The sequence below is a fragment of the Stenotrophomonas sp. SXG-1 genome (genome assembly GCF_014083965.1).
Taxonomy (GTDB): Bacteria; Pseudomonadota; Gammaproteobacteria; order Xanthomonadales; family Xanthomonadaceae; genus Stenotrophomonas; species Stenotrophomonas geniculata.
On sequence record NZ_CP046588.1, the window covers coordinates 2,619,761 to 2,634,544 of the forward strand.

At 68.1% G+C, this 14,784-nt stretch carries 10 protein-coding genes; 5 read left to right on the plus strand and 5 right to left on the minus strand.

What is annotated here, in order from left to right; translation table 11 throughout:
• The first annotated feature begins 85 nt into the window (after positions 1–85).
• Positions 86–937 carry a LysR family transcriptional regulator gene (locus GOC52_RS12015; protein WP_010485168.1) on the plus strand — a complete coding sequence of 284 codons (852 nt, stop codon included), beginning with the start codon at positions 86–88 and terminating at the stop codon, positions 935–937.
• A gap of 73 nt (positions 938–1,010) precedes the next feature.
• Here GOC52_RS12015 and GOC52_RS12020 read toward each other — a convergent pair whose 3' ends face one another.
• Complete coding sequence (locus GOC52_RS12020) at positions 1,011–1,931, minus strand: M14 family metallopeptidase (RefSeq protein ID WP_191849529.1); 921 nt, start codon at positions 1,929–1,931, stop codon at positions 1,011–1,013.
• 131 nt (positions 1,932–2,062) lie between these two features.
• Here GOC52_RS12020 and GOC52_RS12025 point away from each other — a divergent pair, with 131 nt between their 5' ends.
• The 3 genes from GOC52_RS12025 to GOC52_RS12035 all read left to right on the plus strand — a co-directional run bounded on the left by GOC52_RS12025 (position 2,063) and on the right by GOC52_RS12035 (position 6,788).
• Entirely contained in the window at positions 2,063–4,144 is a 2,082-nt protein-coding gene (locus GOC52_RS12025) for a TonB-dependent receptor family protein (RefSeq protein ID WP_191849531.1), read from the plus strand.
• A gap of 62 nt (positions 4,145–4,206) precedes the next feature.
• Entirely contained in the window at positions 4,207–5,979 is a 1,773-nt protein-coding gene (locus tag GOC52_RS12030) for a chloride channel protein (protein WP_238794398.1), read from the plus strand.
• 92 nt (positions 5,980–6,071) lie between these two features.
• Positions 6,072–6,788, plus strand: a complete 717-nt coding sequence (locus GOC52_RS12035; RefSeq protein WP_010485159.1) for an MgtC/SapB family protein — start codon at positions 6,072–6,074, stop codon at positions 6,786–6,788.
• 15 nt (positions 6,789–6,803) lie between these two features.
• On the opposite strand, the gene GOC52_RS12040 is transcribed toward GOC52_RS12035, so the two are convergent.
• Positions 6,804–7,211, minus strand: a complete 408-nt coding sequence (locus GOC52_RS12040) for a MerR family transcriptional regulator (protein ID WP_010485157.1) — start codon at positions 7,209–7,211, stop codon at positions 6,804–6,806.
• Between the two features lie 63 nt (positions 7,212–7,274).
• Here GOC52_RS12040 and GOC52_RS12045 point away from each other — a divergent pair, with 63 nt between their 5' ends.
• Positions 7,275–8,102, plus strand: a complete 828-nt coding sequence (locus GOC52_RS12045; RefSeq protein WP_191849534.1) for a class I SAM-dependent methyltransferase — start codon at positions 7,275–7,277, stop codon at positions 8,100–8,102.
• An 85-nt stretch (positions 8,103–8,187) separates the two neighbouring features.
• Here the strand turns inward: GOC52_RS12045 and GOC52_RS12050 are convergent, their stop codons facing one another.
• The 3 genes from GOC52_RS12050 to GOC52_RS12060 form a co-directional block, all read right to left on the minus strand.
• Complete coding sequence (locus tag GOC52_RS12050) at positions 8,188–8,478, minus strand: DUF6959 family protein (RefSeq protein ID WP_014037513.1); 291 nt, start codon at positions 8,476–8,478, stop codon at positions 8,188–8,190.
• A 121-nt stretch (positions 8,479–8,599) separates the two neighbouring features.
• Positions 8,600–9,436, minus strand: a complete 837-nt coding sequence (locus GOC52_RS12055) for an OmpA family protein (protein WP_010485152.1) — start codon at positions 9,434–9,436, stop codon at positions 8,600–8,602.
• A 61-nt stretch (positions 9,437–9,497) separates the two neighbouring features.
• Positions 9,498–14,693, minus strand: a complete 5,196-nt coding sequence (locus tag GOC52_RS12060) for an ESPR-type extended signal peptide-containing protein (protein ID WP_191849536.1) — start codon at positions 14,691–14,693, stop codon at positions 9,498–9,500.
• Between the last annotated feature and the right edge of the window lie 91 nt (positions 14,694–14,784).

Genomic DNA, 14,784 nt, shown 5'->3' on the forward strand with positions numbered 1-14,784 from the left:
CCCGCAGACAGGGGCGACGGCGGACAGTATCATCGCCTTTTACGGTCGATTCAAAATGGATACCATCGACAGGAGCGATGGATCAATGCCCTATTCCCCTGAATCCCTGCAGGCGTTCGTCGAAGCGGCTGCGCTCGGATCGTTCTCGGCGGCGGCGCGTCGCCTGCGCAAGACCCAATCGACGGTCAGCACCGCCATCGCCCACCTGGAGGCGGACCTGGGCGTCAGCCTGTTCGACCGCAGTGGACGCTACCCGCAGCTGACCGAAGCCGGGCGCCAGGTGCTCGGCCATGCCCAGGAAATCCTCGCCGCCGATACCCGCCTGCAGCAGTTGAGCGTGCGGCTGGCCGCCCCGGTCGAAGCGCGGCTGACCGTGGTGTTCTCCGACGTGTATCAGCTCGATCCGGAGCAGCGCGTGTTGCAGCGCTTTGCCGAAGCGTTCCCCGAGATCGAACTGGAATGGCTGGATGCCGAAGGCGAAGACGTGCTGGAACTGGTCGGCAGTGGTCGCGCCGCGCTGGGCCTGCTGCCGCGCCAGGAAAGCTATCCGGATGGTCTGGTGGCACGGCCATTGGCCCATCACAGCGAGCTGTCGGTGTATGTGGCGCACGACCATCCGCTGGCCGACGCCGGCCGTCGCGCAGCTTCCCAGCTGGCACGGTACCGGCAGGTGCGATTGAGCGCGGAGGTCGACCATGCGCGGGCGGTTACCGGGCTGGCGTGGACCGCCACCGACTACCTGATGGTGATGGAGATGGCCGAGGACGGCATCGGCTGGGCCGAGCTGCCACGCGCGCTGGTACAGCGCTACGACCGCGGGCAGCTGGTGGAACTGACTCTGCCCGGCTGGCCACGACGCATCCACAGCGACCTGCTGTGGCGCCGCGACACGCCGCCGGGGCCGGCGGCGCTGTGGTGGGCCGACGCGTTGGGGTGAACCGAAAAAGGGGACGGAGGGGATCAAGTCGTTTGTGCCGCAAACGACTTGATCCCCTCCGTCCCCTTTTCCATCAACGATGGGCGAGCGCGTAATCCAGCGACGCGCACACCGCTGCCACCTGGGCGTCGTTGCACTGCTGCGGGGTCGCCCGCGGGCTGTCCGGGTAGACCTCGGTGGTGGTGGTGTAGGTCGCACCGGTGATGCTGGCACACAGGCCCAGCTTCACCAGCGGGTACTCGATCACGCCGTGAGCGACCACCGGCGAACCGATGATCTCGCCCTTGTCGTCGGCCGGCGCGATGTGGGTGACCTTCTCCACCTCGGCAATCACCGCCTGCTGGAAGGCCGGTTGTGGGTTCTCGCTGTCGTCCACCAGATAGAAGCCATCCGGAATCAGGCCCGGCTCGAACGGCTTGCCGTCACGCGCGGCCAACGCCGGGCGGAACTCACTCTCGTCGCTGTCGGTAGTCTCGTGCAGGTCGATGTGCAGCACGAACTGGTCCTTGATCGGTGCGATCAGCTCGATCAGCGCGGTCGACTCGCGGGCCGGGCCATCGGCGCGGAAATTGCGGTTCGGGTCGATCGCATCGAAGTTCCAGCGGTTGATGCGCTCGAAGCCCCACGGATTCACGCACGGTGCCACCAGCAGATTGGCCTTGCCGGCGTAGTCGGCGGCGTGCCTTTCGAGGAATTCCAGCGCGCCCATCACGCCGCTGGTCTCATAACCGTGCACGCCACCGGTAACCAGGGCAGCCGGCAGCGCCGGGTTCCAATCGCGGCTGCGCAGGGCGAACAGAGTGTAGGTCTCGCCAGCGTAGTCGAGCTGGCCATAGGCCACCTTGTCGAAGCGCGAAGCCAGCGCCTCGATGCGGGGCAGCACCTCCTCGTCATAGCGACGCAGGCGCTGCTGGCGGCCACGCCACACCTCCCGTTCCGCCGCTCCCCACGGCTGGCCAGGGGTTCCGACGGGGTAGAAAGCGGCTTGGGACATGGCAGATCTCAGCGAGTCAGGAAGCAATCGCTCACTGTATCACCGGGGCATCGGCATGAACCGAAGGCGCATTCCAATAGCGAATGGAATCAGCAATAATTCTCATTTACGACCTTCCACAGCCTGCACCGATGCCCATCCTCGCCCCGCAACCGGCCCGCCTGCCCCTGGCCGCCGCCCTCGCCCTGTGCCTGCTCCCGACCACCCGTGCCTTCGCCCAGGATGGCGCCACCACGCTGGACAGCATCCAGGTCTCCGGCAGCTGGCTGGGTACCGGCCTGCATGACAGCGTCAAGCGCTTTGCCGGCGCGCGCACCGTGGTCGACCGCCAGCGCATCGAGGCCAGCGGCGCGGCCAGCCTCGGCGATGCGATGCGCCGCATCCCAGGCGTGCAGGTCACCGACAACTCCGGCACCGCTGGCAGTTCGGTGTCGCTGAACATCGGCGTGCGCGGCCTCACCGGGCGCTACTCGCCGCGCTCGACCGTCCTGTTGGACGGCGTGCCGCTGGCGGTGGCGCCGTATGGCCAGCCACAGCTGTCGTTCGCGCCGACCAGCCTGTCCAACATCGAGTCGATCGACGTGGTGCGCGGCGGCGGCGCGGTGCGCTACGGGCCGCAGAACGTCGGTGGCATCATCAACTTCAGCACCCGCGGCATTCCCACCGAGGCCGGCCTGCACGGCGAAGCCGGCGTGCGCTACACCGCCTACGACCATGGCGGCGGCGACAGCGCCCAGTACAACGCCTTCCTCGGCGGCACCGGCGACAACGGCTTGGGCGCCGCCCTGCTCTACTCCGGCCAGGATGGTCGCGGCTGGCGCCAGGGCAGCGATGACCGCTTCAACGATCTCGCGCTGAAGTTCGCCTACGCCATCGACGAACAGCAGGAGCTGCGTGCCAAGCTGTCCTACTACGACGTACGCTCGCTGACGCCGGGCGGCCTGACCCGTGCGCAGTACGAGGCCGATCCGTTCCAGAACACCCGGCCGACCGATTTCTGGAAGGGCCACCGCACCGGCATCGACCTGGGCTACACCAAGACGCTGTCGGCCAACAGCGAGTTCGAGGTGCTGGCCTATTACAACGAGAGCACCCGTGCCAGCTCGCTGATCAACGCCGCCAACACCCAGCTGACCGTGCAGCCGCGCGACTACCGCGTGCTCGGCATCGAGCCGCGCTATACCCAGCGCCTGCACTGGGGCATCGCGGTGCATGACATCACCGCCGGCTACCGCTTCCTGCGCGAGCGCGGCAACGACCGCAGCTACACCGTCGCCCGCCGCACCGGCGCGGCCAGTGCCACCACCCGCTTCGACAACGCCACCGACGCGCACGCCTTCTACATCGACGACCGCATTGCGATCGGCCAGTGGCGGATCACGCCCGGCGTGCGCATGGAATGGATCGACATGGACCGCCGCCAGGCCGGAGGCACGGCGACCTTCAGCAGCCGCAACGACAAGGCCCTGCCCTCGATCAACATCGCCTACCTGCTGACTCCGCAGCTGACCGTGTTCGGCAACTACACCACCTCGTTCGGACCGGTACAGAACATCCAGCTCAATTCGCAGACCGCCAGCAATCCGCTGAACCCGGAAGTGGCCAAGACCACCGAGCTGGGCGCACGCTGGCAGGATGGGGCACTGCGCGCGGAAGTGACCGTGTTCAAGATGCGCTTCGACAACCAGATCCTGCAGGTGCCGGGCATCACCCCGCCCACCTTCCAGAACATTGGTGCCACCGACCACAAGGGTGTGGAGAGCGCACTGGAGTACCACTTCGCCGAGGACGGCGCGCTGGCCGGGCTGGAGCTGTACGCCAACTACACCTGGACCAAGGCGATCCAGCAGTCCGGCGACAACCGTGGCCTGGACGTGCCGTTCTACTCGCGCGACACCGACAGCATCGGCGCCCGCTACGCGCTGGCCGGCTGGACCTTCAACGTCTCCAGCACCCACCAGAGCGGCCAGTTCTCCGACGCCGCCAACACCTGGGCCGAGAGCGCTGACGCGCGCGTGGGACGCGTGCCGGGCGTACGCCTGTGGAATGCCCAGGTGGCCTGGCAGGTGCCGGGGCTGGGTGACAGCGAGATCGCGCTGGGCGTGAACAACCTGGCCGACAAGCGCTGGTACACCCGCAATGTCGATGGCAACGCCGGCCGCATGGTGGCCGCGCCGCGCACCTTCTACGTGCAGGGCCGCTACTGCTTCTGAGCCGGTAGCCGCCCGATGCGGTGACGGTGGCGCTCACGGCGGCGGCGTATCATGCCGCCACCATGTCACTGCCTGTTTCGCCATCGCGCCTGCATCTGGCCTTCCAGGGCCTGCGCCTGCGGCTGCGCGGCAGCGACCTGTGGTTCATCGCGCTGGCGCTGCTGGTTGGCCTGATCGCCGGCTACCTGACCCTGCTGCAGTCGGGCATCGCGCGCTGGCTGCAGGGCACGTTGTATGGGCTGGACAACGGCATGCGGCTGAGCTCCCTGCCCTCGCTGACCTGGACCGCGCTACTGGTGCTGCCACTGGGCGGGCTGCTGGTCGGCCTGGTCAGCCTGGCGGCGACGCGACTGAAACGGCCACTGCTCGATGCGGTGGAAGCCAATGCGCTGCACGGCGGCCGCATGTCGATGCGCGACAACCTGATCGTGCTGACCCAGACCCTGCTGTCCAACGGCTGCGGCGCGTCGGTCGGCCTTGAGGCTTCGTATACGCAGATGGGCGCGGGCAGCGGCTCGCAACTGGGCAGGGTGATGCGCCTGCGTCGCAACGACGTGCGCATCCTGGTCGGTGCCGGTGCCGCCGGTGCCATCGCCGCTGCGTTTGGTGCGCCGCTGGCCGGTGCGTTCTACGCCTTCGAGATCGTCATCGGCGCCTACACCCCCGCTGCGCTGGCACCGGTGGCCGTCGCAGCGCTGGCCGGCGCGTTCGTGGCCGACCAGGCCGGCATCGAAGCCTATCTACTGCCAGCGGCCTCGACCATCGACGTGCGCGCCGCCGACTACGCGATCTACGGCCTGCTCGGCTGCTGCTGCGCGATGGTCGGCATCGCCATCATGCGGCTGATCGCCTCGATCGAAGGCACGGTCAAGCGCAGCCCCCTGCCCGCGTGGGGACGGCCGGTGGTGGGTGGACTGCTGCTGATTCCACTGGCACTGGCCAGCCCGCAGGTACTGTCGTCCGGCCACGGCGCCCTGCATCTGGACCTGACCACGCACCTGCCGCTGATCTGGATCGGCGGCCTGTTGACCCTGAAGTGCCTGGCCTCGGGCATCTCGCTCGGCTTCGGCTTCCGTGGCGGACTGTTCTTCGCCTCGCTGTTCATGGGCACCCTGGTCGGCGCGTTGTTCGCCGGGCTGCTGGGCATGGCCACCGGCGTTCCGGTGGTCGACGCCACGTCTGCTGCACTGGCCGGCATGGCTGCACTGGCCGCCGCCGTCGTTGGCGCGCCGATGACCATGGCCATGCTGGTGCTGGAAGGCACGCACGATTTCCTGCTGACCAGCGTGGTGATGAGCGCGGTACTGGTGTCCAGCACGCTGGTGCGGCAGTGGTTCGGCTACTCGTTCTCGACCTGGCGCATGCACCTGCGCGGCGAGACCATCAAGAGCGCCCGCGACGTGGGCTGGGTGCAGAACCTCAACGCCGGCCGGCTGATGCGCAAGGGCGTGGCGACCGCCCCGGCCGATCTCGATGCCGCCGCGTTCCGCCAGCGCTTCCCGCTGGGGTCGGGCACCCGGGTGATCCTGATCGACAGCGAGGGCCACTATGCCGGCATCGTGCAGATTCCACGGGTCTACGGCGATGGCGTGAAGCCGGAAACCCCGATCGGCGACCTGGCCGAGAACCGCGACGTCTCGCTGGCACCGTCCTCCGACGTGGTCAGCGTGATGCAGCGCTTCGACCAGACCCAGGCCGACGAGCTGGCGGTGGTGGCTGCCGACGGCCAGGTATTGGGCGTCGTCTCCGAAGCCTTCGTGCGCAAGCGCTACGCCGAAGAACTGGACAAGCGCCAGCGCGAGCTGATGGGCGAGCGCGTCGACGATACCGACTGATCCCGAAAAAGGGGATTAAGTCGTTTGTGGCCCATCCGGGTATCCACGCATGGCATGGATCTACCGTCACACGACCGGGGTAGACTCCGGCCATGCGCTTTATTGAGACCTTCCAGGCCGGTCCCTTCGCCGACACCGTGGTCAGCCTGCTGGCCGCTTTCGTACTGGGCACGCTGATCGGCGCCGAACGCCAGTACCGGCAGCGCACCGCCGGCCTGCGCACCAACGTGCTGGTGGCCGTCGGCGCCGCTGCCTTCGTCGACCTGGGCATGCGCATCGCCGGCAGCGCCGAGGCGGTGCGGGTGATCTCCTACGTGGTCTCCGGCGTCGGCTTCCTCGGCGCCGGCGTGATCATGAAGGAAGGCATGAACGTGCGCGGCCTGAACACCGCCGCCACCCTGTGGTGCTCTGCGGCGGTGGGCAGCTGCACCGGCGCGGACATGCTGGCCGAAGGCGTGCTGCTGACCGTGCTGATCATCGCCGGAAACACCCTGCTGCGGCCGCTGGTGAATGCGATCAACCGCATTCCGATCAATGAGGCCGCCACCGAGGCGACCTACGAAGTGCGCCTGAGCGTGGATGCCGAAGCCGTGCCGCGCGTGCGCGAGCGGTTGGTCGATGCGCTGGAAGCAGCGCAGTATCCGGTCGGTGATGTGCAGCTGGTCGAGCACGCCGACGCACCCACCGACGTGATCGCGGTGCTGGTCAGCACGGCCGTCAGTGCCGATGAGCTGGACGTGGTGCTGGCGCGGATGGAGCACGTGCCGGGCGTTCTGCATGCCACCTGGGAAGTCAGCACCCGCGATTGAGCCGGTTCCGGCAACTCACCCACCCGCCATGCGCTGCTGCGCCCGCAGCAGCTTGCGGAATGAACCGCACTGCCGCGCATCCTGCGCTTCCGGGCAGGCCGCCGCGCGCTGCAGGTGCCGGCGCACCCGCTGCAGCTGGGTGATGTGCCTCTGCAGCACATCAGCCTGCGCCAGCAGCGCCTCACGATCCAGGGAGATACATCCACGCTGCGGCGGCAGCGATGCCCCGATCTGCTGCAGTGACATCCCGGCCGCCTGGCCGAGACCGATCAGCGCCAGCCGTTCCAGCACCTGCTCGTCATACTGCCGGCGCAGGCCACGGCGCCCAAGTGCCTGCAGCAGCCCCAGCTGTTCGTAGTAGCGCAGGGTCGAGGCCGGCACGCCACTGCGCTTGACCACCTCGCCGATATCCAGTTCACGCATGGGCTTGACCTCAAGTCGTCTTCAAGCAGCAACCTATGGGCCACTTCCCGACAAGGCAAGACCATGGCCAGCCCATCCCCCGTTGATCAGAACACCCTCTGGAACGGCCCCGGCGGCCAGATCTGGGTCGCCCAGCAGGCCATCCTCGATGGCCTGTTCCAGCCGATGGCCGACCTGCTGGTCGCCGAGTTGCCAGAAACCGTCACGCAACTGCTCGACATCGGATGCGGCACGGGCGCAAGCCTGCTTGCCGCCGGTGCGGCACGCCCGGCCGCCCACTGCACCGGCCTGGATATCTCCGCACCGATGCTGGCAATGGCGCGCGAACGGGCAGAAACGGCGGGGCTGGACGCTGACTTCATCCTTGCCGACGCGCAACGGCACCCTCTGCCTTCCGCGCACTTCGACTGGATCCAGTCGCGGTTGGGGGTGATGTTCTTCGAGGATACCGGTGCGGCCTTCGCCAACCTGCACCGCGCCACGCGGCCCGGTGCCGGCCTGCGTTTCATTGCCTGGCGCAGCGCTGACGAGAATCCATTCATGACCACGGCCGAGCGCGCGGTCGGCGATGCGCTTGAGCTTCCGCCGCGCGTACCCGGTGCCCCGGGACAGTTCGCCTTCGCAGATGGCCAACGCGTGCAGCGCCTGTTGCAGGCTGCCGGCTGGAAGGATGTGGAGGTGGTTGCGGTGGACCTTCCGTGTTCGATCGCACGCGATGAGCTGCCGACCTACGTCGGCCAGCTGGGCCCGGTGGGCCAGGCGCTGCGGGCGCTGCCCGAAGCGGAGGCCGCCGGGCTGCGCGACCAGGCGCTGGCAGCATTCACACCATTCATCGACGGCGATCGGGTCCGCGTGGATGCTGCCTGCTGGATGATCCGCGCACGCGCATGACACAGAAAAGGGGACGGAGGGGATTAAGTCGTCCATGTCCCTGCCGTGCCGGGAACGACTTAATCCCCTCCGTCCCCTTTTTCTTCTACAGTGCCTCGCCGGCGTCGGCCAGGCGCGATTCGATCAGCGCATACCACTGCTGCAACACGTCGATGAGCATGTCCAGTTCGGCGTCGGTGCGCTGTGCGCGACCACTGCGCAGGCAGGCCTGGGCTTCCTGCAGCTGGGCAAGGAAGCCGGCCACGGTGTCTGCCTGCAGGATCAAGCCCGGCAGGCGCCGCCCGGGAATGCGCACCACCGCATGGTTGCCGAGCTGGCCGTACACACTCAATGTGGCTTCCGTCTTCATGGAAAGAGGCAGGAATTGGGCGTTCATCGCGTGCACCATGGAAAACCTGAGCCGCCGGCAGGCATGGTCAACGGGGGAGACGTAACCACGTCCTGCCGACGGTCAGGGGGGACTCGGGATACCGGGGCATGACCCCGGTGTGGGACTCTCAGCGCGGCTGGGCCATTCCAGCAATCTGCACACGCCGGTTCGGCGCCAGGCAGGCGATCAGCTCGCGACGGTTGCGCTGCTCGCACTGCACGATCGGCTCGGCTGCGCCCCGCCCTTCGGCGCTGATGCTGGCCGCAGGCACCCCACCCTGCACCAGCGCGCTGCGCACGGCCTCGGCACGTCGCTGCGACAGGGTCTGGTTGTAGCTGGCACTGCCGATACGGTCGGTGTACCCGGTCACCCGGATCGACTGCACCTGACTGGCCTCGCGCACCTGCGCCAGCACGCCCTGTACGGCCTGCTGACCTTCGGCACTGAGCACCGCGCTGTCGAACCCGAACAGCGCATCCGCCGACAACCGCAGCGGCTGCTCCGGCAACGGTGCCGGTGCTGGCGGCGCTGGCGGCCGCGGCGGTTCCAGCACCGCCGCGCACGATTCCGGCTTCCAGTAGCCCCCTTGGGCGATGCCCTTGCTGTCGAAGCGCACCTGGAACTGGCAGGTGAAATACTCCGCGCCCTGCGCGGTGCGGAAGTTGAACAGGTAGTTCCACTCGCGCACGCCCCACATGCCTTCGTTGAAGTGCGGCGTGCCCAGCAAGGTATACAGCTGGCGCTTGCTCATGCCCGGCGCGAAACGGCGCAGGTCGGCGACGTCGGGATAGATGCCTTCCTTCAACGAGGCCTTCGAAGCCTCCGGGAACTGCACGGCGGTGGTTTCGGCAGGACCCTCGGCGGCCGGCGCATGGCTGCGACAGGCGGCCAGCAGGCCCATTCCCAGGACCAGGCCCAGCACTGCGGCCATCTGGCCAGTGCGGGCGATGCGATGCTGTTTCATGTCATTCCCCCTATGGACGTTTCCGCGATGCCGGGCCGCGCGTGCGGCCCGGCGGCGGGGATCACCACTGGATGCCGGCACCGACGGCCACACCGGCCTCGCCACGGCTGTTGGTGGAGCCGCTGAACTTGTAGATCCAGCGCCCTCCCTCGGAGACACCGGAGATACCGACCGCCACGCCCGACTCGCCGTTGTAGCTGCCGGCAGCGACCGAGGCCATGCTGCGGCCCGCTTCGCTGGGCTGCGGCAGGGCTGCGGTGGCCATCGCCGAAGCGATACCGGCCGAGGCGCGGTTGTCGGTCTTGCGCAGGTCGCGCTCGAAGCCCCCCATGCGCTCGTCGGTGTAGGCCTTCGACCAGTCCAGGGTCTGCGCCATGCCCGACTTCAGCTGGTCCACGTTGACTGCGTCGGTACCGGCGGTGCCGGCGGCGACGTTGCGCACCGTGGTCGGGCCGCTGTTGGTGCTGCCCAGCGTGACACTGTTGTAGTTGGTCGCACCGTTCACCGTGGTGTCGTAGCGGATCGTGCCCTGCTGCGAGGCCTGCAGCTGGCGCACGTTGACCGCATCGGTGGCCTGCGAACCGTCAGCCACGTTGACGACCTGGCGTTCGGCGCCGCTGGCACCGACCGAGACCGTGTTGGCCCGGTTCGCCACCGAACCCGCCCCCAGCGCCACCGAGTTGTCGGCCTGCGCCTGCGAACCATTGCCCAGCGCGGTCGAGTTGGCACCGGCGGCGGTGGAGCCTGCACCACCGGCGGCCGAGTTGGCACCGCTGGCGGACGGATCGGCCAGGTTGTTGGTGTTGTTGGCGCGGAAGCTGCCGGCCACGTTGGTGATGTTCTGGATCTTCTGGTCGGTGTACTTCTTCGACTCATCGATGGCGTAGTTCACACCATTCTTCAGCTGGCCGACATTGGTTGCGTCGTAGGTGTCGGAGCCATCGGCAACGTGGGTGATCTTGCGCTCGCTGCCGGTGCTGCCGACCGAGACCTCACCGGCCGAGTTGCTGGCGCCGGTCTGGCCGTAGGCACCGGTGTAGCCGCTCTGCGCACCAACGCTGGCCACCGAACCGGCACCCAGGGCGACGCTGTTGCCTGCACTGGCGCTGGCACCGTTGCCGACCGCCACGCTGTTGGCACCGGCCGCACTGGCCTGCGGGCCGACAGCCACCGCTTCCGCGCCGGCAGCCGTTGCAGCCGCTGCGGTCGAGTTCACCGCCAGGTAGGCGCTGCCACCGCCGCCGTTGGTGATGCGCTGGTTGAGGACCTTCAGCGAGCCGTCCACCGCAGTGAAGGCGGCGGTGACGTTGTTGTAGTCGCCGCTGGTAAACGTGCCGTCGGTGGCGATGCTGGAGATGCTGAACTTCGGCGCGGTCCACACATTGGTGGTGCCGTTGTACGCGGTGGTGCCACCGAAGTAGTTGGCGATGGTGCTGTTGGTGTTGAACAGCTGGTCGCCGGTGATGGCATCGCTGCTGCCGGCCAGGATGCTGCCGGCGGCGACGTTGGTGATCTTCACCGCGCCGGTGCCGGTGCCCGTCAGCGTCACGCTGTTGAGCACGTTGCCGCTGCCGTCGACGTCGTACTTCACGGCCAGCTTGTCGATCTCGCCGGTCTGGTCGGCGACGTTGGCCAGCGAGTTGCTGACGGCATCGAAGGCGGTACCGACGTCGTTGTAGCTGCCCTTGGTGACGGTGCCGTTGGCGGCGACGTTGTTGATCGCGTAGGTCGGTGCGGTCAGCACACCGCTGGCATTGACCGCTGCACCACCTCCGAGGTGGGTGGCCACGGCCTGGTTGGCGGCGAACAGCTGGGCACCGTTGATGGCCTCGCTGCTGGTGGCACTGACCTGGCCCGGGCCGAGGTTGCGCAGCGTAGTGGCGGTGCCAGCCTGGCCCAGCGTGGCGCTGGCATAGTTGACGCTGCCGTCGCCGTTGAGGTCATAGCGCAGGGCGCCCTGCTCCGAGGCCTGCAGCTGGCCCAGGTTGACTGCATCGGTCGCTGCGGTACCGGCCGCCATGTTGGTGACCTGACGCTCGGCACCGGCGGCACCGATGGACACGCTGTTGGCACGATCGGCCAGGCTGCCGGCACCGACCGCGATGCTGTTGGCGGCGGTTGCGCGGGCGTTGGTGCCGACTGCGATCGAGTCGGCACCGCTGGCCAGGGCCTCGGTACCGGTCGAGTTCACCCGCAGGTACTTGGTGCCACCGTTACGGATGTCGGTGATCTGCGTGTTGAGGTTGACCAGCGAGCCATCGACCGCGGCGAAGGCATCGGTAGCGTTCTCATACAGGCCCTTGGCGATGGCGCCGCCGGTGGAGATGGTGCTGATCTCGAACAGGGGCGCAGTGAACGCGCCACTGGCAGGATCGAAGGCTGCGCGGCCGCCGAAGAAGCTGGCGATGGCAGCATTGGTCGCCGCCAGCTGGCCACCATTGACCGCTTCCAGGCTGCCGGCCGTGACCGCACCGCCAGCCAGGTTACCGATGGTGGTGGTGCCGGTGCCCGCGCCGAGCGTGACACGGCGATAGTTCGGGTTGCCGGCACCGTCCAGGTCATAGGTCACCGCAGCGGCCGCCACATCATCGATCAGGCTGATGGCCCCCTTCAGCTGGGCCACGTTGACCGCATCGGTATTGACACTACCCGCCGCGACGTTGGTGATCTGGCGCTCACCGCCACCGGCGGTACCCACCGACACTTCACCGGCAGAGACCTGCGGCGCAGTGAGGCCATAGGCGCTGTAGCTGGCCTGGGCACCGCGCAGCGCGGCCGAGCGGTAGCCCAGTGCGACCGAGTTGGCCTGGTTCGAGGTGGCCTCGGCACCGAGCAGGGTCTGCCCGTTGGCAGTACCCACCGCGCTGTCACCGACGATCACCGAGTGACCCATGCGTGCGGCGTAGTCCGCGGTCGGCACGCCGGTCGGGTTGCTCGGGTCATTGGTGCCTGCACCCGGGAAGGCCACGTTGGCATCGACCTTCGGCAGTTCGTGCCGCGCATTGGCACCGATCACCACTTCCTTCGAGCCGTTGGCGAAGGCGCCGTCGCCCATCAGCACCTGGTAGTCCTGCGCGGCGTTGACGGCCCAGCAGGAGATGTCGGCCAGGGCGATGTCCAGGCACTTGGCGGCCCAGGCCGGCGAATCCTTCGGCAGCAACAAGCCCAGCAGGCCGCCCGGATTGCCGTTGTTTATGTTGTAGATGTAGCTGTCGGAGGTGACGCCACCGATCAGGGTCAGGTGCGAGCTGCCGCCGGTGACGGCGCCGCCGAGGCCATTGAGGGTGCTGCCGACCGGCGACAGGTTGACCACCGGCAGTCCCAGCACATTGACCGTCGAGTAGGTCTGCATCACGTTGGCGTTGCTGAGCTTGAGGTTGCCGTTGCTCAGGTAGCCGTTGCCGCCGAACAGGCTGGTGGTGGTCGGGCCGATCAGCTGCCCGACATTACCGACCAGGCCGCCGGTGCCGATGATCAGGCCAGCGTTCGGGTCGGCCGGAGCCGGCGCCTTCGGGCTGGTCGGCGGGATCGCCGAGGGCTTGGTCAGGCCGAGGCCGCCGAGCGTGCCACCGACCAGGCCGCCTACGGCACTGCCGAGATTGCCGATGGTGCCGTTGAGGTTGCCATTGAGCAGGTTACCGACGGCGCCGCCGACATTGCCGAGTGTATCGCCCAGCAGGCCACCCAGGCCGCCGGTGCTGCCACCTGTTGCGCCGTTGAGTACACCGCTGACGGTGCTGCCTACTGCACCCACCGTATTGTTGAGCGTGCCGCCCACGGCACCGCCAACCGAACCGACCGTGCCGTTGAGTGCACTACCCACGGTGCCGCCGACTGCGCCAACCGTGCCAACCGCACCGTTGAGCGCGCCGCCGACGGTGCTGCCGACCGAAGCGACCGTCCCGTTGAGTGCACCACCCACGGCGCCGCCAACTGCACCGACCGTGCCAACCGCACCGTTGAGCGCACCACCGACGGTGCTGCCGACCGAACCGACCGTCCCGTTGAGTGCACCACCCACGGTGCCGCCAACTGCACCGACCGTGCCAACCGCACCGTTGAGCGCACCACCCACCGCGCTACCGACAGTTCCAACGGTGCCGTTGAGCGCACCGCCTACGGCTCCGCCAACCGTGCCAACGGCACCATTGAGCGTGCTGCCCACTGCGCCGCCTACCGTTCCAACCGTGCCGTGCAAGGCGCCGCCGACCGCATCAACCGTGTTGCCAACGGTGCCATCAAGCACGCCGCCCACGGCGCCACTTGCTGCGCCGACAACGCCGCCCACCAGGCCACCGACGCCCAGCGCGCTGTTCTGCGCTGCCACGGTGGCTTGGCCGGCCAGCTTCAGATTGCGGTCGGCCACGACCTCCTGGCCATCCGGCGCCTGCACGCGCACTTTGCCGGCAACACCGGTATCGAAGGCCGCGGTGATCGCACGATCATGAGTCTCGCCCGGCAGCTCCTCCTTGGCCGGCAGCGTGACCGCCGCCGTCGCCTTGACCTGCCCCTGGCCGTCGATCTGGTGGCCCGCCAGCTTCAGCTGCGAATCCACCTTGCCGTCAACGGACGCCTTGAGGCCGGACAGCGAGCCAGCCGGTGCGCCAGCAACAGCGGCGGCCGCCTTGGCACCGGTATCGATCGAGGCCACCTGGGTACCGGCGATGCCAACGCCGGCCTTCGCCTGGGCATCCGCAGCCACACCGAGCGGCGCATGCGCGGACGGCGCAACGTTGGCCGCCAGCGATGCATCAATCTTCGCCACATGGGACGCTGCATGACCCAGCCCGACATTGGCGCGGACATCGGCAGCCAGCGCAGGAACCGCGACCTGCTTCGGCGCAGCGTTCGCCGCCAGCTTCACCTGCACGGTGGCCGGCAGCACGTCGCGTACGATCGGCAGCGAGTTCGTACTCAGCTGCAGGCCGACACGCGCGTCAGCGCTGATCGCCGGACTGCTCTGCGCCTGGCGCGATGCGGCAGCCAGCGCCACTTCCGCGTCGACCTTGGCCGGCATCGGCTGCGCGTACTTCGCGGCCAGTGCCTGCAGGTCACGTAGAGACTGATTGGATTCGGACGCGCCTGCATGCCCGCTGGCCAGCGCGCACAGCAGGGCCAGGGCCAGTGCGGACGGCATCAGCAGTGCACTGCGCGGATCGCGGGCGGCGCTGCCGCCGCTGTCGCCGGTGGCCAGTTCCGAGGCCACAACCAGAGCATTGAGCTGGCGGTTCCATACACGCCGGTAGATGCGGTTCATGAGCATTTCCCCCGTAGGCGAACAACTGGAATGTCAGTGGACTTGCCGTTAGGCAGGTGACTGACATTTCAGCGTTTGCAACGGCGGCTGC

Excerpts from the sequence above, each read along its gene's own strand:
- GOC52_RS12015 (WP_010485168.1), top strand. The coding sequence starts at position 86 with ATGCCCTATTCCCCTGAATCCCTGCAGGCGTTCGTCGAAGCGGCTGCG.
- GOC52_RS12020 (WP_191849529.1), bottom strand. The coding sequence starts at position 1,931 with ATGTCCCAAGCCGCTTTCTACCCCGTCGGAACCCCTGGCCAGCCGTGG.
- GOC52_RS12025 (WP_191849531.1), top strand. The coding sequence starts at position 2,063 with ATGCCCATCCTCGCCCCGCAACCGGCCCGCCTGCCCCTGGCCGCCGCC.
- GOC52_RS12030 (WP_238794398.1), top strand. The coding sequence starts at position 4,207 with ATGTCACTGCCTGTTTCGCCATCGCGCCTGCATCTGGCCTTCCAGGGC.
- GOC52_RS12035 (WP_010485159.1), top strand. The coding sequence starts at position 6,072 with ATGCGCTTTATTGAGACCTTCCAGGCCGGTCCCTTCGCCGACACCGTG.
- GOC52_RS12040 (WP_010485157.1), bottom strand. The coding sequence starts at position 7,211 with ATGCGTGAACTGGATATCGGCGAGGTGGTCAAGCGCAGTGGCGTGCCG.
- GOC52_RS12045 (WP_191849534.1), top strand. The coding sequence starts at position 7,275 with ATGGCCAGCCCATCCCCCGTTGATCAGAACACCCTCTGGAACGGCCCC.
- GOC52_RS12050 (WP_014037513.1), bottom strand. The coding sequence starts at position 8,478 with ATGAACGCCCAATTCCTGCCTCTTTCCATGAAGACGGAAGCCACATTG.
- GOC52_RS12055 (WP_010485152.1), bottom strand. The coding sequence starts at position 9,436 with ATGAAACAGCATCGCATCGCCCGCACTGGCCAGATGGCCGCAGTGCTG.
- GOC52_RS12060 (WP_191849536.1), bottom strand. The coding sequence starts at position 14,693 with ATGAACCGCATCTACCGGCGTGTATGGAACCGCCAGCTCAATGCTCTG.